General features: G+C 65.4%; 24 protein-coding genes. 14 read left to right on the top strand and 10 right to left on the bottom strand.

Features of this window, described 5'->3' with window-relative positions; translation table 11 throughout:
- Positions 1-60 precede the first annotated feature (60 nt).
- On the top strand, positions 61-1,293 hold the full coding sequence (locus tag A7G45_RS28020) for an acyl-CoA dehydrogenase family protein (protein ID WP_260941727.1): 1,233 nt from the start codon (positions 61-63) through the stop codon (positions 1,291-1,293).
- Positions 1,294-2,418 carry an acyl-CoA dehydrogenase family protein gene (locus tag A7G45_RS28015; RefSeq protein WP_043987614.1) on the top strand — a complete coding sequence of 375 codons (1,125 nt, stop codon included), beginning with the start codon at positions 1,294-1,296 and terminating at the stop codon, positions 2,416-2,418.
- A 45-nt stretch (positions 2,419-2,463) separates the two neighbouring features.
- On the opposite strand, the gene A7G45_RS28010 is transcribed toward A7G45_RS28015, so the two are convergent.
- Positions 2,464-3,726 (bottom strand): amidohydrolase family protein, encoded by a 1,263-nt coding sequence (locus A7G45_RS28010; protein WP_260941724.1) that lies wholly within the window; start codon positions 3,724-3,726, stop codon positions 2,464-2,466.
- 72 nt (positions 3,727-3,798) lie between these two features.
- On the opposite strand from A7G45_RS28010, the gene A7G45_RS28005 reads away from it, so the two are divergent.
- The gene (locus A7G45_RS28005) at positions 3,799-4,596 is read left to right on the top strand and encodes an AraC family transcriptional regulator (RefSeq protein ID WP_043987616.1); all 798 of its coding nucleotides are present in this window, start codon (positions 3,799-3,801) and stop codon (positions 4,594-4,596) included.
- On the opposite strand, the gene A7G45_RS28000 is transcribed toward A7G45_RS28005, so the two are convergent.
- The 6 genes from A7G45_RS28000 to A7G45_RS27975 form a co-directional block, all read right to left on the bottom strand.
- On the bottom strand, positions 4,591-5,232 hold the full coding sequence (locus A7G45_RS28000) for a nucleoside/nucleotide kinase family protein (RefSeq protein WP_260941721.1): 642 nt from the start codon (positions 5,230-5,232) through the stop codon (positions 4,591-4,593). The genes A7G45_RS28005 and A7G45_RS28000 overlap by 6 nt on opposite strands.
- 63 nt (positions 5,233-5,295) lie before the next feature.
- Entirely contained in the window at positions 5,296-6,195 is a 900-nt protein-coding gene (locus A7G45_RS27995; RefSeq protein WP_260941718.1) for a hypothetical protein, read from the bottom strand.
- Between the two features lie 104 nt (positions 6,196-6,299).
- Positions 6,300-7,481 (bottom strand): WXG100 family type VII secretion target, encoded by a 1,182-nt coding sequence (locus A7G45_RS27990; RefSeq protein ID WP_260941716.1) that lies wholly within the window; start codon positions 7,479-7,481, stop codon positions 6,300-6,302.
- Entirely contained in the window at positions 7,478-8,056 is a 579-nt protein-coding gene (locus A7G45_RS27985) for a hypothetical protein (RefSeq protein WP_260941714.1), read from the bottom strand. The genes A7G45_RS27990 and A7G45_RS27985 overlap by 4 nt, the downstream gene beginning before the upstream one ends.
- 202 nt (positions 8,057-8,258) lie before the next feature.
- Complete coding sequence (locus A7G45_RS27980; RefSeq protein ID WP_260941712.1) at positions 8,259-9,404, bottom strand: HTTM domain-containing protein; 1,146 nt, start codon at positions 9,402-9,404, stop codon at positions 8,259-8,261.
- On the bottom strand, positions 9,401-9,889 hold the full coding sequence (locus A7G45_RS27975; RefSeq protein ID WP_071287132.1) for a hypothetical protein: 489 nt from the start codon (positions 9,887-9,889) through the stop codon (positions 9,401-9,403). The genes A7G45_RS27980 and A7G45_RS27975 overlap by 4 nt, the downstream gene beginning before the upstream one ends.
- 281 nt (positions 9,890-10,170) lie before the next feature.
- Between A7G45_RS27975 and A7G45_RS27970 the strand changes: the two genes are divergently transcribed.
- The 3 genes from A7G45_RS27970 to A7G45_RS27960 all read left to right on the top strand — a co-directional run bounded on the left by A7G45_RS27970 (position 10,171) and on the right by A7G45_RS27960 (position 12,152).
- Complete coding sequence (locus A7G45_RS27970) at positions 10,171-10,446, top strand: alcohol dehydrogenase catalytic domain-containing protein (protein ID WP_308204183.1); 276 nt, start codon at positions 10,171-10,173, stop codon at positions 10,444-10,446.
- Positions 10,392-10,589, top strand: coding sequence for a hypothetical protein (locus tag A7G45_RS27965; RefSeq protein ID WP_260941708.1), 198 nt, complete (start codon positions 10,392-10,394; stop codon positions 10,587-10,589). Before A7G45_RS27970 ends, A7G45_RS27965 begins: the two co-directional genes overlap by 55 nt.
- 93 nt (positions 10,590-10,682) lie before the next feature.
- The gene (locus A7G45_RS27960; protein WP_260941706.1) at positions 10,683-12,152 is read left to right on the top strand and encodes an AMP-binding protein; all 1,470 of its coding nucleotides are present in this window, start codon (positions 10,683-10,685) and stop codon (positions 12,150-12,152) included.
- Position 12,153: 1 nt separating this feature from the next.
- Here the strand turns inward: A7G45_RS27960 and A7G45_RS27955 are convergent, their stop codons facing one another.
- On the bottom strand, positions 12,154-12,921 hold the full coding sequence (locus A7G45_RS27955) for a DUF2127 domain-containing protein (RefSeq protein WP_043987620.1): 768 nt from the start codon (positions 12,919-12,921) through the stop codon (positions 12,154-12,156).
- A gap of 82 nt (positions 12,922-13,003) precedes the next feature.
- Between A7G45_RS27955 and A7G45_RS27950 the strand changes: the two genes are divergently transcribed.
- From A7G45_RS27950 to A7G45_RS27930, 5 genes are all read left to right on the top strand, one after another.
- Entirely contained in the window at positions 13,004-14,383 is a 1,380-nt protein-coding gene (locus A7G45_RS27950) for a cryptochrome/photolyase family protein (protein WP_260941702.1), read from the top strand.
- A 90-nt stretch (positions 14,384-14,473) separates the two neighbouring features.
- Positions 14,474-14,971: a TspO/MBR family protein gene (locus A7G45_RS27945; protein ID WP_071287129.1), complete on the top strand. Its 498-nt coding sequence runs from the start codon at positions 14,474-14,476 to the stop codon at positions 14,969-14,971.
- A gap of 77 nt (positions 14,972-15,048) precedes the next feature.
- Complete coding sequence (locus A7G45_RS27940; RefSeq protein ID WP_043395063.1) at positions 15,049-15,384, top strand: GerW family sporulation protein; 336 nt, start codon at positions 15,049-15,051, stop codon at positions 15,382-15,384.
- A gap of 168 nt (positions 15,385-15,552) precedes the next feature.
- Entirely contained in the window at positions 15,553-15,966 is a 414-nt protein-coding gene (locus A7G45_RS27935) for a hypothetical protein (RefSeq protein ID WP_260941697.1), read from the top strand.
- A gap of 203 nt (positions 15,967-16,169) precedes the next feature.
- The gene (locus tag A7G45_RS27930) at positions 16,170-18,464 is read left to right on the top strand and encodes an alkaline phosphatase family protein (protein ID WP_260941695.1); all 2,295 of its coding nucleotides are present in this window, start codon (positions 16,170-16,172) and stop codon (positions 18,462-18,464) included.
- Positions 18,465-18,542: 78 nt separating this feature from the next.
- Here A7G45_RS27930 and A7G45_RS27925 read toward each other — a convergent pair whose 3' ends face one another.
- Positions 18,543-20,306 (bottom strand): acyl-CoA dehydrogenase, encoded by a 1,764-nt coding sequence (locus tag A7G45_RS27925; protein ID WP_276555786.1) that lies wholly within the window; start codon positions 20,304-20,306, stop codon positions 18,543-18,545.
- Positions 20,307-20,430: 124 nt separating this feature from the next.
- Here A7G45_RS27925 and A7G45_RS27920 point away from each other — a divergent pair, with 124 nt between their 5' ends.
- On the top strand, positions 20,431-21,015 hold the full coding sequence (locus A7G45_RS27920) for a TetR/AcrR family transcriptional regulator (RefSeq protein ID WP_043395314.1): 585 nt from the start codon (positions 20,431-20,433) through the stop codon (positions 21,013-21,015).
- 12 nt (positions 21,016-21,027) lie between these two features.
- Here A7G45_RS27920 and A7G45_RS27915 read toward each other — a convergent pair whose 3' ends face one another.
- Positions 21,028-22,347, bottom strand: a complete 1,320-nt coding sequence (locus tag A7G45_RS27915; protein ID WP_260941689.1) for a DUF445 domain-containing protein — start codon at positions 22,345-22,347, stop codon at positions 21,028-21,030.
- Positions 22,348-22,483: 136 nt separating this feature from the next.
- Here A7G45_RS27915 and A7G45_RS27910 point away from each other — a divergent pair, with 136 nt between their 5' ends.
- Both A7G45_RS27910 and A7G45_RS27905 read left to right on the top strand, forming a co-directional pair.
- A complete protein-coding gene (locus A7G45_RS27910) occupies positions 22,484-24,661 on the top strand; it encodes an adenylate/guanylate cyclase domain-containing protein (protein WP_260941686.1) in 2,178 nt (725 codons plus the stop codon).
- A gap of 2 nt (positions 24,662-24,663) precedes the next feature.
- Positions 24,664-26,142 carry a mechanosensitive ion channel domain-containing protein gene (locus A7G45_RS27905; RefSeq protein ID WP_260941684.1) on the top strand — a complete coding sequence of 493 codons (1,479 nt, stop codon included), beginning with the start codon at positions 24,664-24,666 and terminating at the stop codon, positions 26,140-26,142.
- Positions 26,143-26,147: the final 5 nt, after the last annotated feature.

Raw genomic sequence — 26,147 nt, 5'->3', positions numbered from 1 at the left:
TAACTAAGTTCACTTCTTTGTTGCTAGGCTGCTATCAGCCCAAGCGACAGAGGAGTCTGCATGGACCTCAATTGGTCGGCCAGCAATCTGGCATTCCGTGATGAAGTACGCACGTTTCTGCAGGAAAACCTGACACCGGAGATTCAAGAGGCCGGTCGCCTGATGACCAGCGTCTACAGCGATCACGACGCGAGCCTGGCCTGGCAGCGCATCCTCCACGAGCGCGGTTGGGCCGCGCCGGCCTGGCCGGTCGAATACGGCGGCTGCGATTGGAGCTTGACTCAGCACTACATCTTCAGCCGGGAATCGATCCTGGCCGGAGCGCCGTCCCTGTCTCCGATGGGCATCCGGATGGTGGCCCACGCGATCGTCCGGTTCGGCACGACGGAACAGAAGGACTACTTTCTGCCCCGCATCCTGACCGGCGAGGTCTTCTTCTGCCAGGGCTACTCCGAGCCCGAAGCCGGATCCGACCTGGCCGCCCTGACCATGGCCGCCGTTTCCGATGGCGACGACCTGGTGTGTACCGGCAGCAAGATCTGGACGACGCACGCCACCGAGGCCAACTGGATGTTCGCGCTGGTGCGCACCACCCGCACCGGCAAGAAGCAGCAGGGCATCACCTTCGTGCTGATCGACATGAGCACGCCGGGCATCGAGATCCGGCCGCTGGTGATGACGTCCGGCGAAGAGGTCCAGAACCAGGTGTTCTTCGACGAGGTCCGGGTACCCAAGAGCAACGTCATCGGCCAGATCGACGAGGGCTGGACCGTCGCGAAGTATCTGCTCGAGTTCGAGCGCGGCGGTGGCGCCGCCGCCCCGGGTCTGCAGGTGTTGGCCGACGAGATCGCCACCGCCGCGGCCCAGGCGCCGGGCCCCGACGGTGGCCTGCTGCTCGACGATGCCGCGTTCTCCCGCAAGCTCGCTGACGCGCGAATCCGCACCGAGGTGCTCGAGATCCTCGAATACCGCGTGCTGGCCGCGCTGGCCGGAGGCGGACATCCGGGCGCGGCGTCGTCGATGCTGAAGGTGCTCTCGACCGAGTTGAGCCAGACCTTGACCGAACTCGCCATGGAGGCCGCCGGCCCCCGCGGCCGCGCGTACCAACCGCACGCCACGCGCCCCGGTGGTCCGGTCGCCGAATTCACCCCTCCCCCAGACGGTTACGTCAGCGGCGAGCCATGGCAGGCGGTCGCGCCCCTGCGGTACTTCAACGACCGTGCCGGGTCGATCTACGCCGGCAGCAACGAAATTCAGCGCAATATCCTCGCCAAAGCAGAATTGGGGCTGTAGATGGACTTCACCTTCTCCGCGGAACAGGAACTGCTCCGGGACGGCCTGTCCAAGTTCTTGGCCGGCCGATACGACCTCGAAACCAGCCGCGCGGCAGCCAAATCCGGCCCCGGCTGGCAGCCCGACATCTGGCACTCGTTCGCTGAGGAACTCGGCATTCTCGGCGCCGCCCTGCCGGAGGAGGTCGGCGGCATCGGCGGCGGGGCCGTCGAGGTCATGCTGATCGCCGAAGCGTTAGGGCACGCGCTGGTCATCGAGCCCTACGTGGACACCGCGGTGGTCGCCGCCGGCCTGCTGCTGCGATCTGGCAGCACGGCCGCCGGTCCCGTGTTGGAGGAAATCGCCTCCGGCACAGCGATTGTCGCGCTCGCCGCGGCCGAGGCCGAGAGCGGCGACCGGTGGCAGGACGTTCAGACGACTGCCTCCCGCGACGGTGACAACTGGGTGCTCTCCGGCGACAAGATCATGGTCATGAACGCGCCGGTCGCCACCCACCTGCTGATCACCGCTCAGACAGCAGGCGGCATCTCACTGTTCCTGGTCGACGTCACGACACTGCCCGCTGGGCTCACCCTGCACAGCTACCGCACCGTCGACGACCGTCGCGCAGCCGACCTGGAGCTGCGCGAACTCCGGTTGCCGGGCGATGCTCTTCTCGGCGCCGAAGGCGAGGCCTGGCCGTCGATCGCCCAGGCCCGCGACGAAGGCGCCACCGCCGTGTGCGCCGAAGCCGTCGGCAACATGCGAAAGGTGCTGGCCGACACCGTCGAATACGCCAAGCAGCGCCAACAGTTCGGCCAGCCGATCGGCAGCTTCCAAGCGTTGCAACATCGCATGGTCGACATGCACATGGAGCTCGAGCAGTCCGTGTCCGCGGTCTACCTCGCGGTGCTCAACCTGGAAACCGACGCGCACACCCGGGCGCGTTCGGTGTCGGCAGCCAAGGCCACCATCGGCCGGGCGGCACGGTTCATCGGCCAGAACGCGGTGCAACTGCACGGCGGCATGGGCATGACCGAGGAGCTCGCCATCGGCCACTACTTCAAGCGGCTCACCGCCGTTCAATACGAGTACGGCTCCACCGACTACCACGTGACCCGCTACGCAAAACTGACCCGGGGCTGACTTCGACTCGAGGAGGCATGACCGCCGTCACCTGATCCATCCGGATCAGGTGGGCGTCATCTGCTTCTGCGCGTACAACTGCGCCCACTCGGCGCGCGGCCGGATCGACACATCGACATCGGTGGCTTTGGCGCGCAACGCACCTGCCGTCGCCTGGTCCTTCGGCGTCAGCTTGAAGGGATCCCAGCCGAAGAACCGGCATGAGTTCTGCCAGGTGATCTTGTTGATGTCGGAGTCCGAGGCCCCGGCCGCGTTGAGCTCGGCCAGCACCTGCTCGGGGGCGTCGGGCCAGAAGCAGTCCGAGTGCGGGTAGTCGCATTCCCAGGCGATGTTGTCGATACCGATCTCGTGGCGCAGCTTCAGCGACGTCTTGTCGGTGACGTAGCAAGCCAGTGAGTGCTCGCGGAAGACGTCGCTGGGCAGCTTGTTCCCGAAGTCGCGGCGCAGCCACTTCTGGTTGGTGTAGTGCCGGTCGCTGCGATCCAGATAGAACGGAATCCAGCCGATGCCGCCCTCGGAGAAGGCGAATTTCAGGTCCGGGTAGTTGCGCATTGCCGGGCCCCACAACAGATCCTGGGCACACATCGCCGACACCTGCGTGGCCAGGATGATCAGATTGTCGATCGGGGCGTCCTTGGCCATCGAGATCGCGCCGAAGCCGGTGCCGATGTGCAGGCACATCACTACGTTCTCCTCGGACAGCGTCCGGAACACCGGGCCCCAGTAGTCCTCGTCGAAGTAGCTCGGCAGGCCTTCCAGATGCGGCAGCTCGGGCATCGTCACGGCCCGGCAGCCCTTGCCGGCCACCCGGCTGATCTCACTGCACATCGCCTCGGGGTTCCACGTCGGCAGGATCGCGATGGGGATGAACCGGTCCGGGTACGACCCGGCCCATTCGTCGATGTGCCAGTCGTTGTAGGCCGAGACCATCACCAGGGTGGCCTCTTCGCGGTGCATGTTGAGGTGCCGGGCGGAGAAACCGGTGAAGGTCGGGAAGCACATCGAGGCGAGGATGCCGTTGCGGTTCATGTCTCGCACCCGCTCATGCACGTCGTACACGCCAGGGCGCATTTCCGCGAAGCCGGCGGGATCGCGGCCCCATTCCTCGGCTGGCCAGGACACCACAGCGTTGAGTCCGCTCACCCCTTGGGGTCGGCCCTGGTACATCCACTGATCGACGCCTTTGTCATCGGTGACGACGATCGGCGCCTCGGGCTTGTACTTGTCCGGCACGTGGTTGAGGAACATGTCGGGGGGTTCCACGACATGGTCGTCAATGCTCACCAGGATCAAGTCGTCGGTCTGCATGCCTCAGTAGTACCGTCTAGAGGCGTGACCGTCTCTGCACTTTCGGACAGGGGTTTATCCCGAACGGCCAAAATGGCCGCACGGCCGGTGATCGAGCTGCGCCGCGGCGGGCGCGCTCTCGGCGGCAGCTACCTCTACGAGGGCGACGCCCTGATCACCGGCTGGCACTCACACGAGGTGCACCAGATCGAGTACGCGCTGCACGGCCTGGTCGAGGTGGAGACGGATGTCGCCCACTACCTGCTGCCGCCGCAACAGGCAGCCTGGATACCGGCAGGCCTACCCCATCAGGCGGTGATGAACCCGGATGTGAAGACCGTTGCGGTGATGTTCGATCCAAGCCTGATCGCCGACCGATCGGATCGAGCACGCATCATCGCCGTCTCCCCGCTGATCCGCGAGATGATGATCTACGCGTTGCGGTGGCCCATCAACCGGGCGCACGGCGACACCGTCTCGGACGATTTCTTTCGCACCCTGGCGCATCTCGTGTCTGAAGCGTTGGACCACGAAGCGCCGCTGAGTCTGCCGACTACCGAGCACCCGATCGTTGCCGCGGCAATGGATTACACCAAAGAACATCTGACGTCGGCGACGGCCGAACAGGTGAGCCGTGCGGTCTCGGTATCTGAACGGACGCTGCGCCGGTTGTTCCAGGAGTCCATCGGATTATCTTGGCGCACTTACCTTCTCAACGCCCGAATGCTCCGGGCGATGGCGTTGCTGACGGAGCCGGGGCAATCTGTCCAAGCCACCGCCACCGCGGTCGGCTTCGAGAGCCTCAGCGCGTTCACTCGCTGCTTCACCCAGTTCAGCGGGGAATCACCATCGGCGTACCGGCGTCGGACCGCGGAGACGGCGCGCTCATGACCGATCACCGTCGTCCATGTCCCAGGTGCGATCACAGCGCCCCTCGGTCTCGGCGATCAGCTCCGCGTTCGGCTCATCGACCGCACGCACCCAATGCTCGGCCGCGATCAGGCTCCGCCCGCCGGCGATGTGGCGTGCGAGCAGTCGCTTCCGCCGCACCTCGTCAGCGCCCTTCAGGTAGTACAGCCGGTCGATCAGCTGCCGCGCACCGGAAAAGTTGTGAGACGACAGCGCAAGATAGTTGCCCTCCGTGACGACCAGCCGCGCCGCTGCCGGCACCACCAGGCCCGCTGCGACAGACTCTTCGAGCGCCCGATCGAACTGTGGCACATAAACATCAGCGCTCTGGTAGGCGTCGTGCACCCGAGCCAGCGATACCAGAAAGCCGGCCGCATCGAATGTGTCCGGGGCGCCCTTACGCCCTTTTCGGCCGAGCCGTGCGAGCTGCGCGTTGGACAGATGGAAACCGTCCATCGGCAGCAGGGCGGCGAAATCGCGCTGGATGGAATTGAATTCGTCGACAACCCGCGCCGCCACCGTCGATTTACCGACGCCCGGCGGCCCGGTCAGACCGACGACGACCCGGCCCGACCGCTCGTCGAGCAGTCGGGCGACATCGTCTGTCAGTGGCGCCATTGCGCGGACATTAGCCGCTGAGCGCGCCCAAGTCGAAGACCTGAGGCACCTGACATCGACATGTCACCGGCGCTGGGGCTCAGGCGCACACGCGGTCAATAGCTCCTTGCCGTCTTTGGCGGCGACGTCAGCAGGACTGAGCCAGCCGAATCCCTGGAACCAGAAGGTGTCCGGCGCATGTTGGCCCGATTCGGTTACCGCCGGACCGAGGTCGGTGGTCGTGGTCCACGGATCGCCGTTGCTGCGATAGACCCGCAGCAGCACCGTTTTCTGTGTCCGCCAGTCGAATCCGCTGGGCAGGGGCCGCACCACCGCAAAGCCGGGATACGGTCCGGGGGCGGTCAAGGAGTCGAATGGGATTGCCTGGTGCGGGTCGGCGGCCAGCACGAGATCGGCCTGACCGGGCTGGAAAGTCAGCATCACATTGTCCACGGGACCGCAGTATTGGCCGGGCCAGATCCGCAGCGTGCCGTCGGTGACGCGAGCGCCGAAAACCCTTGGTAGCCGGCTACCTTGAGCGGGGTCGCGCGAACAGAGCGTCAGGAACTTCGTGCCGTCCTGAGCAGCGATGTCCTGAGGATTGAGCCAACCGAACCCCTCGAACCAGTAGGTATCCGCGGGATGCCGGTCGGATTCCTTTATCGCCTCACCCAGCTTGCTGGTGGCCCCGAATGCGTGTGGGGCCTGCGGGAAGATGAACACGGTGTCCGCAGTGCGCCAATCGAACCCGGGTGGTAGTTGAGTGACCACGTCGAATCCCGGGTATGGTCCGCCGACGGTGAAGTACTCCACTTCGGTACCCGGATTCGGCGGAGCCTTTTGTGAACCAACAACTTCCGGCAAGGGCGTCGCCTCGAGCTTCAACTCCGCCTTGTCCGGTCGATCCATGTTGAAGGTGACGTTGACTGCCGTCGTGCCACGGCATGACGATCCGGTCCAGAGCCGCAGCTGTCCGTCGGTCACCCGGACCCCGAACTGAACCGGCAGCGATGGTTTCCCCAGCGGATCGCAAGCGCACAATGCCATCAGGGTCGCGAAAGTGACACCTAGGCAGAGCATTCGACGAATCATGAATAGCCGCCGTCCGAAGCGCCGGCGTTCGTCTCGAACGGATTCCGGCGGCCAGTGAGCCTTTCGGCGCCCAGACTGATGGCGTACTGCTTGGCGAATTCCACCGGCCCCAACGCGGCCCACTGTTCCGAGTGCCGCTCTTCATGGTGCAGGATGCGGTCGATGTCCACGTCCTGTTGGCGTGCTCCCCCGGGTCCGTCGTACCACATCTGACCTGACCCGATGATCCTGCGAAGCTGGTCGCCCGCGTCCGCTGGATGGTCGATGTTGATCAGAAAGACGTCACCGTAGGTGGACCCGCCCTGCTGGCTCAGCTGGTTCTGCACGAAGCCGCCACCGAGCCCCATGAGCATCCCGTTGGGAGTGGTCGCGAAGCGCCCGCCGCTGCCCGCCAGTCGCGGAACCTGTTCGTAACTCCAGGAATTCGCGGACTGTCGGTCGAGGATGCGCTGCACCTCGTTCGCGGTGTACGGCGTCTCGGCGAAGTCTGTGTTCGGATTTCCCTTTGTGTAGCTGGTGCCCGCGTTCAGGATGTACGTCATCAACGCGGCCCGGCGGGCAGCGTCGGCACTCGTCCCCGCGGGCAGCAGGAAGTAGGTATTGTCGTCGCTGGGATCACTGCTCGTCCGGTTGTTGTCGACGACGCGCTCCATGCCCTTGAGGACGTCGAAACTCGCCGGCGTGATGTGCTGCTGCCGAGCGATGTCGACGATCACCTGTGGCGGCACACCCTTTTTCGCCGCGTTCTGCAGCCACTCGCGGTAGTACCCGTCGCTGGTTCCGTCCAGCAGCCCCGCTGTGCGCAGCGCGTCCTCGTACTTGTTGACGGGGTCGTATCCGGGTTCGCCGGGATCGTCGCCGATCCGCTCATCTTTCGGTTCCGGCACGTCGAACGGGATACGTTCGGCGGCCGCGCGATCGCCGTGCTCGTAAAGGTAGGCAGCCGAATCGAGCTTGCCTGCGAATGCGGACATGCCCTGCCCCAGCGACTGTGCGCGCCGCAGGAACGCATCGCCTGCGTCCCGGCACGCCTGGCCACTGTCCAGTCCCGCTACCGGCTCCGCGGCGGCCGAGAGCTGGGGACCGCCACCGTCGTTGAACAGGCCGCTCGCCAGGTCCTCCAGCGCCTTCGCGGTTTCCCGCAGCGACGCCACCACGACGGTCAACGGTGCGGTCATGCCAACTCCCAACCGACCTTGCGAATTTGATGGCCGGTGTCCCGGTCGGCCGCTTCGAATTTCGCGAGCAGCAGCTTGATCGCGTTCTCGACCTCGATGCGCTTGGCCGCAATCTGCAGCGCCTGGACCGGCGAGACCCTCGCATACCAGCGCAGCCAGAACCCTGGCGTGACCCCACCGTCGTCGGCGACGTCCCACTGCGCCTGCGCGGCATCGACGGCCTTCTTCAAGTTTGCCCGGAGCTCGGTGAGCTGCGCGCCGCCCGTCGCCAAAGGCTTGGCCACGGCGTAGAGGTGGTCCCGATAGGTGGTCTGCTCGTCGAGTGATTCGCGGCCCTGCTTCTGCGCGGCATCGGCGGCGGTGCCGGTCCAGTCGTCGGCGAGGTGGGCGAATCGTGTTCGTGCCCGGTCGATCTGAGCATCGACGCGCTGGGCTGCGGCCCGCGCGTCGAGCGACGCGGTGAGCAGCGATTCCGGAGCGGAATTCATCACCTGCGACACCGTGTAGGGCATGGGCCGTCCCCCGTTCCAGTCGGTCTCCCCATTGTCCCCCACCGAACTCGGACCGCCGGTCACCAAAATCGATCCCGACAGACCGGCTCAACTCGGGTGTCACCAAGGAGCCCATCGCCGGCTCGCACCGTGCCACCACCGAAAGAGCAACGACCCAGTATCGGATGTTTGTCTCACGTCCACACCGGCGACTGGCGCTCACCGATCCGCGATGCGCTCGATGCGTTCAACCACGGCTACGACGACGTCAACGTCCCGTGGTTATTCAACATCGCTGCCGCAGAGGATGTTTCGGGCGTAGCGATCCTCGTCTACCACCGCCCGCGAGTGCGGCACTCGCTTCGATCAAGAGGTACGTCAGCCCAATCATCGCGCCGATGACAATGATGAGATGTCCGCCGATCGCCCCGGTAGAAACTTTGCCCGTCGGGCTCACCATCAGGAACCAGGACGCTGCGCCGACAGCAACCGCTAGCACTGCCAAAAGAACCCGGCCGCCAGCACCCTCCAGTAGCGCGCGCCGCGCTTCCAGGGCCCTCAAACCAGATCGGCCAACCCGTGAACTACCTACCCGCCGGGCAATCGCACCCCACGAAACGAACGCACCGTAAGCGACGACTGCATTACTGAAATCAATGTTCATGATCAACAACACGACCAAGTGAAATATGGCAGCTACAGCCAGCGTGATCCGAAAGGCACGCCACCACGGTAAGGCAATGAGAATGGCGAGCTCGAAGGCGACGGTAAGCCAGTCGACGACCTCCCAGGCGGCGAGCACATCATGCTGAGCTATCCACTGGGCCAGCCAGTGCGTCCGCCCCTGGGTCACGAAGCCAAGGACGAAATACCCGCGTGACGCCTGGCTCGAGAATGACAGCCAGCCGGTCAGCGCCTTGGTCAGCGCCGCGGCAAAAAAGCCCCACCCGATCAGCAGAGCCAACAAGCGCAATGGCCACTGTGCCTGCAGCGAGGGTTCGCTGTTACGCCGAAAGGCGTCCACGGAGAAGCGGTTCCCCCAATTGGCGAAGGCCAACACCAGGGGCGGTAATGTCAACAAGATCGTGTGGTCGACTTTACCCAGACAGAACGTCACTCCATAGGTGGCAGAAAGTACGAGCCAGGTAGCGATCGACACATACTTTGTCCATATACCCAACCCGAGCATGACGAGAATGACTGACCGAAGCACTTCCAATCCGATGAGTACCCCCGGGGACGGAAATCCCGACAGGAGCTGAAGTGGCCCTGGCGGCGCATGGAACATGAAATCGGGATAGTGGCTAAGCCAAGTGATATCAGGCGCGACCAGCAGGACACTCAACGCATAGATGATCCGGTAAATACCCAAATCCTCAGCGGTGAACGGTCCATCTTCGACCCAGCGGTCGAATCTTTCGACTAGTTTCACGTCGCATTTCCGAAATCGATGCTGACAGTACGCAAGGGCGCGTAGTCCGTTCCAGATGTCTTGTCCGGTCTATATGTCGCTGTCCGCCAAACGATATCCAGGCCTGCTACAGGTTGGTCGGGGAACCGCTCCATGATTTTTGACCGAAGCCAGGCGACGGCCTCGGGATTGCTCCTGAAAGCGTCGTTGTCGTAGGCAGTCGAGAAAGCGATGAACGGCACTGACGGACCCGGAGGCAGGATGGTTTCTATTGGCGCAGGCTCTACATGCCCGTCCGCGAAACGAACGATTAGCCACGGCTCTTTCGCCTTAGGTACGCCAGTTTCCAATAAGCAGCCCGGACAGTTCGCCGGGAAACCGGGGAGAATCAGAGCCGGGTAGGGTTCCCCGCGCGCAATGCCGAGAAATACGTATTGGAGCAGGGCGATCCACAAGAACGTGACAACAAAGACAATCCGCACTCTGCGCTTCTCAGAAGCCTGCACCAACGTCCCCCAATAACTTCACGATCACTGGTAATTGCACAGCGGTCGTATGCCCCCTGATTCCCACCTTGGCGCACTGCCAGCGAAGATGGCGGGAAAACGCATACCAAGTCAAGTCGCTTCCCCCTTCGCATCCACGGTGCCGAGCCCCCAACTGAGCAAACTTGTGAACGCACTCAGGACGTTAGCAGGCACCGGCGGCGTTATCTACTCCGACGTCAATTTGGCCGAGCTGACGCAGCCGGCATTGGAAGACCCGCGAGGGCAAGCTCTCCGTCTACATCGACTACCACTTCCCGTTCGGGCTGGGCTTCGACCTGGCCGGTGTCGTCGCGGCCGTCGGGCCGGGAGTTACCCGCTGGCAGGTGGGCGATCAGGTCTTCGGGATGTCCAATCAGCGCAACGGGGCAGACCGCACGTACGCCGAATACCGTGTCGCGTCGCCTGAGCTGCTGGCGCCACTACCGGAGGCTGGAGCTACGTCGACGCCACGGGTCTACCGGTGGCGGGTAGCACCATCCAGATCGCCCATGCGCTGGGTGCGCGGGTCGCGGTGACCTGCAGCCCGAAGAACTTCGATTGCGTCACCGAACTCGGTGCCGAACTGGCCATCGACTACCGGGGCGGCGACGTCGTCTCGCCACTGCGCTCCTGGGCCCCATCGGGCGTCAACCAGGTGCTCGCCGCCCACGCCGACTGAGATCCCCAGCCAAACCCCTTGGGACGGAGAATTATCCACGCACCTAGGCTGGTAGCGTATTGCGGATACTCAGGCCGAGACACGGGAGGCGTTGTGGGGCACGGTGAATTGCTCCATCACCTGGTGTCCGGCGCCGCCGCTGTCGTGCCCGACCGTCCGGCCATCATCGCCGAAGACGGCACCGTCACGACGTTCGCACAATTCGACCGGGCGATCACGGCTGCCGCGGGCTGGATCGCTTCCCGGACCACCCTCGGCGACCGGGTCGCGGTGATAGCCGACAACGGCCCCGACTACGCGACGCTCTACTACGCGGTGCCCCGCGCCGGTTGCATCCTCGTCCTGATCAATCAACGGCTCAGCGCCGACGAACATGTCGCACAACTGGCCACCGCGGCGCCCACCCTGATCCTGGGTGACGCCCGCCATCTGGAACCGCTGAGCCGGCCCGACTCGATCTCGTTCGACGACGAACAGTGGACTGCGGCAACGCAATCGACACGATGGCCCGTGCCCGACGAGCCGGACGCGGACGACCCGGTCTGGCTGCTGTTCACCAGCGGCTCCACGGGCACACCGAAAGGCGTTGTCCACACGCACCGTTCGATCACCACGGCCGTCCGGGGCAGCATCGCCGGCAGGTCGGTCCGTCCGGGCGGCGTGTATCTGCTGCCGTTCCCCATGTGCCACATCGCCGGCTACAACATGCTGGTGCACCACTGCGCACAGTCGACGGTGCTGCCGGTGGCGGCCTTCCGGCCCGAAGCCTTCGCCGTCGCGGTGAACCGGTACCAGGTGACCTCGTGTTCACTGGCCCCGACCATGCTGCACAGCCTGCTGGCTCATCTCGACGAGACCGGCACCGACCTGCCGTCATTGCAGGACATCGCCTATGGCTCGTCGGCCATCCCTGCCGACCTGCTTCGGCGTGCCGTGGGCCGCCTCGCCGTCGGATTCCACCAGGGCTACGGAATGACCGAAACCGGCGGCAATGTCACCTTTCTCGGCCCCGAGGACCATCGTGCGGGCGCCGCGGGTGACACCGCCGTGCTCGCCACGGCCGGCCGGCCCCACGCCGATGTGCAGATCCGGATCGCACCGAGTGGCGAGATCCTGGTTCGTGGCGATCAGGTGGCAGTCCGGTACTGGCCCGACACGCCCACGACCGACGGCGGCTGGCTGCACACCGGTGACGTTGGGTACCTCGATGACGCGGGCCGGCTCGTGGTGACCGACCGGCTGAAGGACATCATCATCACCGGCGGCGAGAACGTGTCCTCCCGGGAAGTCGAAGACGTGCTGTCGTCTCATCCCGACGTGGATCAGATTGCCGTCGTTGGGGTTCCCGATCCGTACTGGGGCGAGGCGATCTGCGCGGTCGTGGTGCCCGCCGCCGACACCCAGCCTGACGCCGACGATCTCGTCACGCACGTACGCGGCCGCATCGCGGCGTTCAAACGTCCCCGCCATGTCGTGTTCGTCGACGCGCTACCCCTCACGACCAACGGCAAGATCGCCAAACAGGTACTGCGCGAACAACTCCGGGAACAGTTCGCCGGATAGCTCAGGCCGCGGCGGTCGCCAATCCCGCCCGCTCGACACTCATCAGACTCTCCGTCTCATGTTCCTGCCGGTACGCCGCGCCACCGCCGTTGAGCCCGAACAGCCGCTTGCTCCACAACAACCACAGCACCGCAATGACGTTCACCAGGAACATCGTCAACCGCAGGGCGGTGACCTTCTCGGTCAACTCGTAGATCTCCAGCGGCAGAAAGAAACTGGTGGCCACCACCGCGAAGTACTCGCCCCACCGCCACATCCCCCACAGCCCGACGGCCTCCACCAATTCGATCAACGCATAGACGGCAATGCCGATCGCGATCAACAACAACGTGTCACTCGACATCGTGAACGCGTCGTTGATGTGGCGAATGATCTTGGAACTGTCTAGGTTCCAGCCGATCTGGTCCGCCAACGGCCGCAGCAGTGGCAGGTCCTTCTCGAACATGTCCCGCAGATGCACCCGGGCCGCTCGCACCCGGAACACGCCGTAGGACATCGCGGCCAGCAGCAGGAACCGGAAAACGCGCTCGGCGGCCAACACCCGCATCAGCACGCGGTCGCGCAGCAGCCGGCCGCGCGGAACTTCGGGTGCCGATTCCGCAGGTCCCTTCCCCCGCGGCGCACCGACGACGAACGTCTCGCACCGCAGGCATCGCCATGCCTCACCGACCGGCGTCAGCACATGCAAGCGGGCGGCCAGCTCAGGTTCGTCCGGAGCGAACGTTGCGTGGCCACGTAGTCCACAGGACCGCAGGGCGAAATCCACCATGTTCGTACCGTATCGACACCACCTGAGCCGAGAACACGGATCCGTCGACCGCAGCTCCACCGGTTCATACCAAGATGGAGCCGTGCCTTCCCTGCTCTGGTTCCGCCGTGACCTCAGGCTCAGCGATTTACCGGCCTTATCCGCAGCGGCCGACCAAGACGGCGACGTGCTTGCCTGCTTCGTCCTCGATCCGCGTCTTGAAGCCTCATCAGGCGCCCGCCGCCTGCAGTTCCTGGGCGACTGTTTGCGGCATCTGCATGCTGAGCTCGATGGCCGCCTGCTGGTCACCCGTGGACGCCCGGAAGATCGAATTCCGCTGATCGCCAAAGAGGTCGATGCGAGTGCCGTGCACGTCTCAGCGGACTTCTCCCCGTTCGGCGAGCGCCGTGACGAGCGGGTCCAGCAGGCACTCGACGGCGTCCCGCTGGTTCCCACCGGCTCGCCGTACCTGGTCTCACCCGGCCGGGTCACCAAAGACGACGACAGCCCCTACCGGGTGTTCACGCCGTTCTTCCGGCGCTGGCGTGAGCACGGTTGGCGGCAGCCGGCCCAAACCGGTCCCCAATCGGCACAATGGATCGATCCGAGTGGTCTGGCTGCCGCAGCAGCCAAACCTGCCGACATCCCGGACCCCAAGGTGCCGCCCTGCTTCGCTGCCGGCGAGGAGGCGGCCCTACACCAGTGGCGGCAATTCATCGACGCGGGTTTGGACGACTACGCCGACCAGCGTGACCTACCCGGCGCCGACGGGACCAGCCACCTGTCGGTGCACCTGAAGTTCGGCACGATTCACCCGCGCTCCATGGTCGACGGCCTCGACCTGCACCACGCCAGCCACGTTGCCTACTTGCGCCAGCTCGCTTTTCGTGACTTCTATGCCGCGGTGCTGCACCACTGGCCGGACAGCGCCTGGCGCAACTGGAACCGTGACTACGACGCCATCGAAACCGACACCGACGACGCAGCCGAGCGGCTCTTCGACGCCTGGAAGGCCGGCCGGACCGGGTTCCCATTCGTCGACGCCGGCATGCGGCAATTGAGCGAGACCGGCTTCATGCCCAACCGGGTGCGGATGATCACCGCGTCCTTTCTGGTCAAGGATCTGCACCTGCCGTGGCAATGGGGTGCCCGCTGGTTCATGGAGCAGCTGGTCGACGCCGACATCGCCAACAATCAGCATGGCTGGCAATGGTGCGCGGGCACCGGCACCGATGCCGCTCCGTACTTCCGGGTGTTCAATCCGACAGCGCAGGGCCAGAAATTCGACCCCACCGGTGCCTATGTCCGCCGCTGGGTTCCCGAATTGGCCGACGTGGCCGATGCCCACCTCAAATCAGGGCCACGCCCGCCCGGCTACCCGGAGCCGATCGTCGATCACGGCGAGGAACGCGCCGAAGCGCTCCGGCGGTATCACGCGCTCGGTGCCCGCAACACCGCGGTGCCCGCGCCGCGGAAACCGTAGCGACACGCCGGTGTATGGCAGCATCGAAAGTAAGTGCTTGCCAATTGACCAGTGCCATCGAGTTTTTGACATGCTCAGGGAAGGGACTTCATGCGTATCACCACCCTGCTGATCACCGCAGCCGCAACCGTCGCCACCGCGGCAGTCGGCGGCGCGGCGACAGCGCCCGCAGTCCGATCGAGTTGGTATGAGCAGCTGCGCAAGCCGGCGTATCAACCGCCTCGCCAGGTATTCCCTGTGGTCTGGCCCGCGCTCTACACAGACATCGCCGTCGTCTCAGCCGCCGCGATCGACGAATTGGGTGCAACCGGCCGCGACATCGAGCGTCGCGCCTACCGGAACGGACTCGCACTGAATCTCGTGCTCAATGCTGCGTGGTCCTGGTTGTTCTTCAATCGTCGTCGCTTCGGCACCGCGACCGCCGTCAGCGCGGCGCTCACGGTGAGCAGCGCCGACCTGACGCGGCGGGCTGTCGACGCCATCGGCGGACGGGCTGCACCATTGGCGCTCTATCCCCTGTGGTGCGCGTTCGCCACCGTGCTCTGCGGGCATATCCGGCAGCTGAACAGGCGCGCCGAACGGTCGTAGCCGCGAAGGTCTGGCACATACCAGGGCAGTCGACTTACGCTGGCGACCATCCACGCTCGACTCATGCGGAGGCCAGGTTGCAGAATCCGGAAGCTTTTCTCGACCAGTTCTCCGACGACGCGGCAGGCCGCGCCTTCGCCGAGCCGTACCACACGCCCGACGGAGCGACCGTCATCCCGGTGGCCAAGGTCAGTCACGGCGGCACCGGCACGACGGCAAAACCGCTCGGCGTCTTCGTCATTCGCGATGGCGGGACGTCGTGGGTGCCGGCGGTGGACGCGGACCGGATCGCACTGGTCGGCGTCGTCACCGGCCTGATCACCGCCGTGATCGGCTGCCTGGCGATCCTGCGGCGCCCGCCGTGGCCTGACCTGTCCAACCACGGGCATCTGGCACCGCGACTTCGCAGGTAGCCGCTCGACGCACCCTTTGACCGACGGGGCATCCCCTCGGTTTGGTTTGGCGATTCCTCCTTCGGGTATGCCCACAGTGGCGGGGGTTCGAGGAGCCCTCATTTCTCCGCACACGGTGCGGCCGAGGTGCTCCGCCATTTCTGAAACCACACCAAGGGAGTTCAACGCATGACCTTGAAGAAAATCGCAGCACGCGCAGTCGCAACCGGCATGCTCGGCATGGTGGGACTGGGAGTCGGCGCGGCCGTCGCCCAAGCCGATCCGATGGGACCGATACCGACACCACCATTTCCCGCCCCCGGTGTTACCGGACCCGGCGTAAACGCCGGTGCACCTGGTAATCCGCTGCCGGCGGGCCACGGCTACCTGCCTCCTCCCGGGCACGGTGGGCCGCTGCCGCAGGACCGCATCCCGTTCACCGCTGCGCCCGCGTGGGTGGTTGTCCCGGTCGTGCCGCCGATGGGTACTGCGCCGGCACCGGCACTGCCCGACTGGGCCGCCGGTATGCAGGCCGTCTGGGACCCTGACCTCGGCGCCTGGGGCGTGTGGGACGCAGAAGGCAGCGCATTCATTCGCCTCTAGCACCGACGACGCGGCCGCCATCCTGTCATGCCGACAGGGTGGCGGCCCGCGCCTGGCCGCCGGCACCCGCGCTGCGATCGGCAAGTCACAGGGAACTGTACGAATACTCCCAGCTGCATCCCGGGCGGAAATGCTAACTCCGGCGTCAATTCTTTCTACCGTTACCGCGGACGACCACGGCGGACGGACGAAGGGGAACGACCATGGGTTGCTCGCGGTACATCGGTCGGGTCGGAGCCCTGGCAGTGTTTCTCGGGGTCGGCATATCGCTCACAACGGGGCAAGGAATCGCCTACGCCGAGCCCTCATCGACGGCATCGGACACCTCGCATGCCACGGATGCGGCAGGCCCGAGCAAGCCGGCTCCCAAACACCCGCCCACCCCGGCGACAGCGGCACAGCCCGGCGCCACACCGGCATCAACATCAGACGACTCGGCGACGACCTCCGCCCACAAACCCAAGCCGCAATCCAACAAGAGCAGCGACGCTACCAACCGTCACCGTAACGCGAACGTCAACGCTCACACCGGCAGCACCACCAAGACCGCGCCGACCTCGACGCCCCCGGCCGGCGAATCCGTCAGCGCCACAAAGAAAATCGGTCGGCCGCAAGCCGCCACGGTCGACCATTCCCCCGCACCATCGATCGTCGCGACCGCGGCCGTGCCGACCACCGCATCGATAGCCCGTACCGCCGCGGCGACACCATCGGCGGCACTCGTCACCCCCACCGTGTCCGCCCCGAGCGCGACCGGCGCAATCGGCCAGATCGTCACCGCGGCAAAACAACTCATCAGTATCGCGCTGAGGCCTCTGGTATCGACCCTGCCGTCGAACGTGCCGGCAAATTCGCCGGTCCTGTGGACGGTGCTCGCCTGGGTGCGCAAGCAGATCGAGACGAATCTCCTTCCACCCCATGTGGTTTCGGCATGGAACGTGACCAGCCCGAATCTCCTGACCAACCCGAGCGCAGAGCTCGGTGATCCATCGCTGTCCGGCGGCAGCACGGTGTCCATCCCCGGCTGGACCGTCACCGGCACGCCGACGGTCATCAAGTACGGCACCGTGCGCCAGCTCCCGTTGGGCCTGCCGACACCCGGGCCGACGCTCCCCGCCATCTTCAACTTCCCCAGCGATCGGCCCGCCCCCGGAGACACGCAGTTCTTCGGCGGCGGCAATGTCGCGACCTCCACGCTGACCCAGACAGTCGATCTCAGCGGCGCCGCATCGGGCATCGACGCCGGCACGACGCCGTTCAAGCTCAGCGGGTTCCTGGGCGGCGCCATGATCGATCCCTCTGCGGCGTCGATCAAGGTCACGTTCCTGGACGCCACCGGAACGCAGCTGGGTGTCGGGAAAGTGGCGCCTGTCGGCCCCCTCGAGCGCTGGTTGCAGACCGGACTGCTCCAGCGCAGTACCGAAGGGACCATCCCCGTCGGTACGCGCACCGCGCAGGTGGTCGTGACGCTCAAGGATTCGAACCCGTTCACCGGGGGATACAACAACGCATTCGCCGACGATCTGTCGTTCACCGTGGGAGCCGCGCTCCCGGCACCTCCGCCGCCCACGCCGCCGGCATCGACGGTGGGCGCGCTCGACCACGTGTTCATGGTCTATCTGGAGAACAAGGGCTACAAGGACATCGTCGGCAGCCCCAACGCGCCGTACCTCAACAGCCTGATCAACACCTACGGCGTCGCGACCGACTACTACGCGCTGACCCACCCGAGCGACCCGAACTACTACCCGATCCTCGGCGGCTCCGACTTCGGTCTCAGCTACAACTGCGCGACCAACTGCATCGATGCCACGAACCTCGCCGACAGAATCGAGTCGGCCGGCAAGACGTGGGCCGGGTATGCGCAGGGCATGTCCGCGGCCGGGCCCTACGTCTCGACGAGCGATTACGCGCCCGACCAGCTGCCGTTCCTGGCGTACCGCGACATCTTCAACGACCAGGCTCGCGCCGCCGCGCACCTGCACCCGCTGACCCAGATGGCGACCGACCTCTCGTCGTCGGCCACCACGCCGAATTTCGCGTGGTTCGCGGCGAACGAGGCCAACAACGGCGAAGGGCCGCTCGACTTCCCCGGCGGCTATCTCAACTACATCGGCGCGCTGCTCACCAACCACCAGTACAACGTCAAGGCGGCTGACCAGTTCGCGCAGCAGACCATCCCGACCATTCTGAATTCGGCGGTGTGGAATGACCCGACGCAGAAGTCGGCCATCGTCGTCACATTCGACGAAGACACCGACAATCTGTCACTGGGCTTCGGCAACGGCGGCAATCGTGTTGTCACCGTGGTGATCCCGTCCCCCGGCGCCGTCAGCGCCGGGATGCGGTCGGGCAACTTCACCGACACCAGCTATGCCAATCACTACAGTCTGCTGCGCACCATCGAGGATGCGCTGAAGCTGGCACCGCTGACCAACAACGACACCTACGCCGCACCGCTCAACGACTTCTGGGGCACACCACCGGTCATGCCGTAACCGGATACCCACCCCAGAATTGAACGTAGGGCCCGAGGAAACCTCGGACCCTACGTTCAATTCTGGGAGTTCAGCAGATCAGAACCAGTCGACCTGCGCCTCGACGGTGGTGCGGTCCAGGCTGGCCAGCAGGTCCAGCTGGGTCGTCACCTTGGGCAGCTCGTAGCGGAAGAAGTACTGCGCCGCAGCACGTTTCCCGTCGTAGAAGTTGCCGGTGTTGCCGCCGACAGCGTTCAGCTGCTCGAGCCAGATCCAGGCCATCACGATGTGGCCCGCCGCCTCCAGGTAGGCAGTCGAGTTCGCCAGCGTGGTTTCGGCATCACCGGCGGCCCACAGCGTCGCGGTCACCTCGACCAGGCGCTCGGTCTGGGCCTGCAGGTCCCTCGCGTAGCCGGCGGTGGCCTCCGACTGCAATGCGGTCTGGACGGTTTCGTTGATCCGCCGCTGCAGCAGCTTCAGGCCGGCGCCGTCCTGCATGACGACCTTGCGGCCGAGCAGGTCGATGCCGTGGATGCCGTGCGTGCCTTCGTGAATGGCGTTCAGGCGGTTGTCGCGGTACTGCTGCTCGACATCGTATTCGGTGGTGTAGCCGTAGCCGCCGTGAATCTGGATGCCGAGGTTGTTGGCTTCCAGGCACCACTGCGACGGCCAGCTCTTGGCGATCGGGGTGAGCACCTCGAGCATCAGGTTGGCCTCGTCGAGTTCGGCGCCGGTGAAGATCCGCATCTCGTCGACGAGCCGCGCGCAGTACAGCCCCAGCGCCAAGGCGCCTTCCACGTAAGACTTCTGAGCCAGCAGCATGCGCTTGACGTCAGCGTGCTCGATGATCGCGACCTGCGCGCGCGACGGGTCCTTGTCGCCGACCGGACGGCCCTGCGTACGCACCTTGGCGTACTCCAGCGACGTGAGGTAACCGGCGTAGCCGATGGCGGTGGCCATGGAGCCGACCGCGACGCGGGCTTCGTTCATCATGTGGAACATGTAGCCCAGGCCGCGATGCTCCTCGCCCACGAGGTAGCCGACAGCGCCGGGCTCGTCGGAGGGCTGGTGGCTGCCGTCACCGAAGTTCAGCAGGGCGTTGGTGGTGCCGTGGTTGCCCATCTTGTGGTTCAGGCTGACCAGCGCGACGTCGTTGCGGGTGCCGTCGGTCAGGAACTTCGGCACGACGAACAGGGAGATGCCCTTGACGCCGGGGCCACCGCCCGGGACCTTGGCCAGGACCAGGTGCACGATGTTCTCGGCCAGCTCGTGGTCGCCACCGGTGATCCACATCTTGGTGCCGGTGACCCGGTAGGTGCCGTCGGCCGACTTGGTGGCCTTGGTGCTGATGTCGGCGAGCGACGAGCCGGCGTCGGGCTCCGAGAGGCACATGGTGCCGAAGTAGCGGCCCTCGAGCATCGGGCGGACCCAGGTGTCGATCTGCTCTTCGCTGCCGTACTCGGTCAGCAGGTTGGCGTTGCCGACGGTGAGGAATGCGTACGAGAAGGTGGCGGGGTTTGCGGCCCGGAAGAACGCCGCCGAGGACTGCGCGACCACGTTGGGCAGCTGCATGCCGCCGACGCGCTCGTCGAACGAGCTGGCCATCAGGCCCGCCCCGTTGAAGTCGTCCAGCGCCTGCTTGATCTCGTCGATCAGCACGACCTTGCCGCTCTCGTCGACGAACGGCGGGTTGTGGTCGGCCTTCTTGTTGTGCGGCGCGAAGCGCTTGGTCGCGATGTCGGCGCTCAGGTCGAGGACGGCGTCGAAGGTGTCCCGCGAATGCTCCGCGAAGTGCTCGTGCTTGGTGAGCTCGACGACGTCGAGCCACTCGTACAGCAAGAAGTCCAGGTCGCGCCGAGACATGAAATCAGTCACTGGGTTCTACCTTCCAATGCAGCCAGACATTAGCAGTCGCTCATTTCCTAAGCGATTGCTAATATCGCCTATCAGCCTGGCATGTGTCAACTGTGTGTACGATCACGTGCACATGAAGACCGACCGGACGACCGATTCGGCCGCCGCCGAACGCATCCGGCGCGCGGCCATCGAGGCATTCGCCGAGTCCGGCTACGGCGGCACCTCCACCCGCCAGATCGCCAAACGCCTCAACATGAGCGCGACGGCCATGTACCCGCACTACCGGTCGAAGGAAGAACTCCTCTACGCGATCGCGCTGGAAGGGCACGGCAGCCTGCTGGCGACCCTGCGCGCCACCGATGACCCCACTGCGCCGTGTGCCGAGCGCTTCCATACGGTCGTCGCGGCCTTCGCCACCTGGCATGCGGAAAACAGCAAGCAGGCCAGGGTCGTGCAATACGAGCTGCACGGCCTGACCCCGGCCCACTACCGCACCATCGCGCCACTGCGGCACCAGGTCACCGCGGTGATCGCCAACATCATCGAAACCGGCATGGCGACAGGCGAATTCCACGTCGACAACCTCGATGACGTCGTCATGGCGATCTCATCGCTGTGCGTCGACGTCTGCCGGTGGTTCCCCTCGCGCACGCACCGCGATCCCCACAAACTGGGCGAAATCTACGCCCAGGTCGCGGCCCGCCTGGTGCGCTGACCGACCTACCGGTCAGCGGTGCAGGACGACCCCCACGAAGTCGTGCAGCGCAGCGGGGCTCTGCACGTCACGGCCGAACAACTCCATGATCTGGACCTGGATTTCACCGACGATTCCGCCCAGCATCGCACCGACGGCGATCACCAGTTTCTCGTCGTCCTTGAAGATCGGGCGCAGAATCGACTCGTATTCTTCGTTGGTGAGCTGACTCATCTTGTCGATGATGATCTTGTCCAGGTCCATCATGTCCTTGGCGTAAACCTCGGCCAGCGCAAGCGTTTCAGGCAATCGAGCGAGCACGGTGTCCACCACGGTGCCTTTGAGCGCGTTGTACCGCTGCCCACCGACCACCAACTTCACGAACGGGACCGCGGCGCCGAGCTGGCTGTCGATGGCGGCCTGAATCTCCTTGGCCGCCAACGCGAACAGCTTGTCCGCGCCCGGCCCGGTCAGCACGGCGTCGAACAGGATGTCGGGCGAAAAGAGATCCTGGGCCAGGATCTTGGCGTAGTCGCGGGTGATCTTTTCGCGCTGGTCGTGCAGTAGTCCGCGAAACGGAAACAGCCCGAGATACTTCTTCCGATACACCGGGCGGAACAGCATGTTCAGCGCGATGTAGTCACTGACCGAGCCGATCCCGAATCCGAAGGCCGGCATGATCCACGGATTGTGGAACAGACCCCACGCAACCATCTGCACGCAGCCGATGCCCAGCCCGAAATAGATGCCGCTACGTCGCATGAAAGCCATCGCGTCGTCGGCGACGCTGCGCATCAACCTGACGAGCTTCTCCTTGTTGCGCACCAGGGTGGTCACCGCGATGAACTGGAAATCCAGATAGCGGTTCAGATCGGAGCTGATCTCCCCGAGCATGTGGGCCACGATGCGGGGCGTCTGCGCCTGAACCCGGACCGAAATGGCCTGGCGCGCGGCGTCGGGCAGCGAGTCCCACAGCCCGGGCCGGAGCTGTTCGGCCAGCTCGCGGGACATCTCGTCGACCGCTCGGGTCAGCGGCACTCGCAATGCCGCCACCAGCTCGTCGGGATCGACCCGGCTCAATAGTTCGTCGGGTTTGAGCAGGTTCGCGGTCAGCAATTCGATGGTCTTGGAGCCGACCTTGCCGGCCCGCCGCGGCACGATGCCCTGCCAGCCGAACGGACCGATGCCCTGGTAGTCCAAGGGCCGGTACAGCATTTCCAGCGCCACGATCTTCGTGCTCCAGCCCACGAAAGCGGCGACGAAGGGCATGGACAGGTAGACCAGCCAGTTGACACCGAAATCGGCCTTGATCTCGGACCAGCTCTGGATCGCGAGGACGACCTCGCGGTTCACCGATCACCGTCCCGCATGGCGGCAAAGGCTATGCCGAAAGGCCATATATTGCATGATTTTTCACCAGGTACCTGCGATAACCGGCCAGCGAGCGCCGAAGGTCGTGATGTACTTGCTGCCGACGACAGGAGGCCCGATGGTCAACCCTCCACCGGAGGATCACGATGAGGTCGTGACGGCAGCCTCGGGTGACACACCGCCCGAGGTCCGGCCGCGGCGAGTGCGCGGCCGGTTCAGCATCCAGTCGAAGCTCATCGCGATGCTGTTGGGGGCCAGCATCGTGTCGGCCGCCGTGGTTGGGTTCATCGGGTACCAGACGGGGCAGGCCTCGCTGCGCAACGCCGCTTTTGACCGGCTCACGCAGGTCCGGGAGACGCAGTCCCGACAGTTCCTCATCCAGATCGCGAACTTGAAGAATGCCCTGCTCATCTACACGAGCGGACCGGCGATGGCCGATGCGGTACAGGCCTTCAGCGCCGGGTTCAACGAATTGGCCAATGCCACAATCGATCCCACTGAGCAACAGGCCATCGTCAACTACTACAACCAGGATCTGGTCAATCCCGTCGAACGTGCGACGGGCGCCAAGCTCAACCTCGAGGTGTTGTTGCCGTCGTCCAACGCGGCCAAGTATCTGCAGGCCCGGTACACCGTCGCCGCCGCGCGGCCCAATGGACCGCCACCCCCGCCCGACCCCAGCGCCTGGGGCGCCGCCGCCAGCCGCTACAACGCGTTCTTCCAGGAGATCGTGCGGCTGTTCGGCTACGGCGACGCGCTCTTGATCGACTCCTCGGGCAATGTCGTGTACTCGGCCAAGAAGCGCGCGGACCTCGGCACGAACGTGCTGTCCGGTCCGTACCAGCAGGGCAACCTGCATGAGGCCTACGCGAAAGCCATGGGCGCCGACCGCGTGGGGTACGTCGCTGTCACCGACTATCAGACCTATCACCCGGCCGCAGACCACCCCACCGCGTGGATGGCGGCGCCGGTCGTTGCCGCGGGTCGCACGGTGGGAGTGGTGGCGCTGCAGTTCCCGATCAGCGGGCTGAACGAGCTGATGACGTTCAACGGCAAGTGGCAAGCGAACGGCCTGGGGGCTACCGGCGAAACCTATCTCGCCGGGACCGACGACCTCATGCGCTCGAATTCGCGCCTGTTCGAGGAGAATCCGCAGACCTATCAACGCGATGTCACGGCGGCCGGAACGCCGGCCGAGCTGGCGCAGCGGGCGGTCCGCCTCGGCGGCACGACGCTGCTGCAGCCCGTCGGCGGCCCGGCGACCCGCGCGACGCAGCGCGGCCAGTCCGGGGTTCTGATCGCCACCGACTACCTGGGCAAGGAAACGCTGCAGTCGTATGCGCCCATGACCGTCGGGCCCGACGTGAATTGGTCGATCGTGGCCAAGATCGACACCGCCGAAGCCTTCGCACCCGAACGCGTCTTCACCAGGACCATGGGCGTGGCGGTGACCGCGATCGTCATCTTGGACTGCCTGGCCGCGATGGCGCTGGCACAGTTGTTCGTGCGGCCCATCCGTCGCCTGGAGGCCGGCGCGCAACAAGTCAGCCGTGGAGACTACGACGCGATTATTCCGGTGCGGACCCGGGACGAGTTCGGCGATCTGACCAAGACGTTCAACGACATGAGTCGCCTGCTCGGCATCAAGGACGATCTGCTGCGCCGCGAACGCCGGGAGAACGCACAGCTGCTGCGTTCCCTGATGCCTGAATCAATCGTCGAGCGGTACCGCAGTGGCGAGGAGACGATCAGCGAGAACCACCAGGACGTTGCGGTGCTCTTCGCCGACATCGACGGCCTCGACGCCCTGTCCAACGAACTGCCGGCCGACGAGTTCCTCACCGTGGTCAACGAATTGGTGCGCCAATTCGACGACGCCGCCGAACGTAGCGGGGTCGAGCCGGTGCGAATCCTGCGCAACGGCTACACCGCCAGCTGCGGATTGAACGTGCCCCGGCTGGACAACGTCGAGCGCACCGTCAACTTCGCCATCGAACTGCAGCGCATCGTGGCCCGCTTCAATGACGAGGACAACCTGCAGCTGGGTTTCCGGGCGGGCATCGATACCGGCACCGTCACCAGCGGCCTGGTGGGCGGCACCACGATGATGTACGACATGTGGGGCAGCGCAGTCGATTTGGCCTATCAGGTCCAGGCCGGCGGAGCCGAACCCGGGATCTACATCACCGCGCGAGTGCACGACGCCGTGCACGACACCCACCGGTTCACCCCGGCCGGCCAACTGACCGTCGGCGATACCGAGGAGCCGATCTGGCGGCTCGCGGGGCGGCGGTAAGCGTGTACTCCTCCGGTGCGTCATGGTTCGTGTGGGTCGCGGCAATAGCGATCGGACTGCCGGTCGGCCTGATCGTCCTGACCGAGTGGCGCCGGTCCCTGATCCGCCGGCACAGTCCGCTGGCCGGGCCCGTCGGACTGCTGCGCACCTATGTGCTGCCGGTGATCGCTGTCCTGCTGCTGATGCTCAAGGTCGCCGTCGTGCCCGCCCGCGACGTGCCCATCCGGATCGTGGCGACCGTACTGGTTTTCCTGGTGCTGCTGCTGGTGCTGTCCGGCCTGAGCAACACCGTGTTCGCGAACGCCCCGGAGACCTCCTGGCGCAGCCGTATCCCGCGCATCTTTCTCGACGTGGCCCGGATGGTGCTGATCATCCTCGGCTTGGCGGTGATCTCCCGGTACATCTGGGGCAGCAACATCAAGGGCGTCTTCACCGCGGTCGGCGTCAGCTCCGTGGTCCTCGGCCTGATGCTGCAGCACTCCGTCGGCCAGATCGTGTCCGGCCTGTTCATGTTGTTCGAGCAGCCGTTCCGGATGGGCGACTGGCTCGACACGGCCGCGGCCCGGGGCCGCGTCGTGGAGGTCAACTGGCGCGCCGTCCACATCGAGTCCGGCACCGGTATACAGATCACCCCCAACTCGGTGCTGGCTGGCACGTCGTTCACCAACCTGAGCCGGCTGGCCACCTCGCACATCACGATCACCACCACATTCGCAGCCACGGATGCGCCCGACCAGGTGTGCGCGACGCTCACCCGGATCGCCGCCGCCCTGCCGAACCGTGGCGACACCGTCGAGCCCGCCACCGTGCCCATCGGCGACCACAAGTACCGCACCACCATCGGCTTGAAATCCCCCGGGGACGACGACGCGGTACAAGCCACGTTCCTGCGCTGGGCCTGGTACGCCGCGCGCCGCGACAAACTTCATCTCGACGGTGTCGGCGACGACTACTCGACCGACAAACGCGTCGAAGCGGCACTCGAATCAGTCGCGGCGCCCGCCCTCCGACTGAACAAGGCCGACCAACAAGCGGTGGCGCCCTACGCACGCCTGATCCGGTACGGCACCGGCGAACTCATCCACACGCCCGGTGACATCCCCGCCACCGTCTCGGTGATCGTGTCCGGACACGTCCGACTGGCGGTAGCCACTCCCGATGGGTCGATCGCAGGCGTCCGCACCCTCGACAAAGGTGCGCTGCTGGGAGTCGCCGCCTTCACCCACCAGGCCAACCTGGCCTACGTCAACGCCCTGGACGAGGTCACCCTGCTACAGATCGAGCATGACGAGATCCAACGATTGCTGACCGACCGGCCGGTACTGTCTCGCGAGTTCGGCCGCCTCATCGATGAACGCCGCAGCGAGGCGCGGGCCACGATCAAATCAGCCGGTAAATCGGACCGCGCCAAGGTGATTCGGGATGCCGGGGTCGCGCAACTCGGGACAGCCAGCGGGGGTCAGGGGTTCGAATCCCCTTAGCTCCA

The sequence above is a fragment of the Mycolicibacterium llatzerense genome (assembly GCF_025331195.1).
GTDB classification, from domain to species: Bacteria; Actinomycetota; Actinomycetes; order Mycobacteriales; family Mycobacteriaceae; genus Mycobacterium; species Mycobacterium llatzerense.
This window is presented reverse-complemented; position numbering and strand designations above follow the sequence as displayed.

Excerpts from the sequence above, each read along its gene's own strand:
- A7G45_RS27955 (WP_043987620.1), bottom strand. The coding sequence starts at position 12,921 with ATGGTGGATTTCGCCCTGCGGTCCTGTGGACTACGTGGCCACGCAACG.
- A7G45_RS27910 (WP_260941686.1), top strand. The coding sequence starts at position 22,484 with ATGGTCAACCCTCCACCGGAGGATCACGATGAGGTCGTGACGGCAGCC.
- A7G45_RS28020 (WP_260941727.1), top strand. The coding sequence starts at position 61 with ATGGACCTCAATTGGTCGGCCAGCAATCTGGCATTCCGTGATGAAGTA.
- A7G45_RS27925 (WP_276555786.1), bottom strand. The coding sequence starts at position 20,306 with ATGTCTCGGCGCGACCTGGACTTCTTGCTGTACGAGTGGCTCGACGTC.
- A7G45_RS28015 (WP_043987614.1), top strand. The coding sequence starts at position 1,294 with ATGGACTTCACCTTCTCCGCGGAACAGGAACTGCTCCGGGACGGCCTG.
- A7G45_RS27945 (WP_071287129.1), top strand. The coding sequence starts at position 14,474 with ATGCGTATCACCACCCTGCTGATCACCGCAGCCGCAACCGTCGCCACC.
- A7G45_RS28000 (WP_260941721.1), bottom strand. The coding sequence starts at position 5,232 with ATGGCGCCACTGACAGACGATGTCGCCCGACTGCTCGACGAGCGGTCG.
- A7G45_RS28005 (WP_043987616.1), top strand. The coding sequence starts at position 3,799 with ATGGCCGCACGGCCGGTGATCGAGCTGCGCCGCGGCGGGCGCGCTCTC.
- A7G45_RS27935 (WP_260941697.1), top strand. The coding sequence starts at position 15,553 with ATGACCTTGAAGAAAATCGCAGCACGCGCAGTCGCAACCGGCATGCTC.
- A7G45_RS27990 (WP_260941716.1), bottom strand. The coding sequence starts at position 7,481 with ATGACCGCACCGTTGACCGTCGTGGTGGCGTCGCTGCGGGAAACCGCG.
- A7G45_RS27930 (WP_260941695.1), top strand. The coding sequence starts at position 16,170 with ATGGGTTGCTCGCGGTACATCGGTCGGGTCGGAGCCCTGGCAGTGTTT.
- A7G45_RS28010 (WP_260941724.1), bottom strand. The coding sequence starts at position 3,726 with ATGCAGACCGACGACTTGATCCTGGTGAGCATTGACGACCATGTCGTG.
- A7G45_RS27920 (WP_043395314.1), top strand. The coding sequence starts at position 20,431 with ATGAAGACCGACCGGACGACCGATTCGGCCGCCGCCGAACGCATCCGG.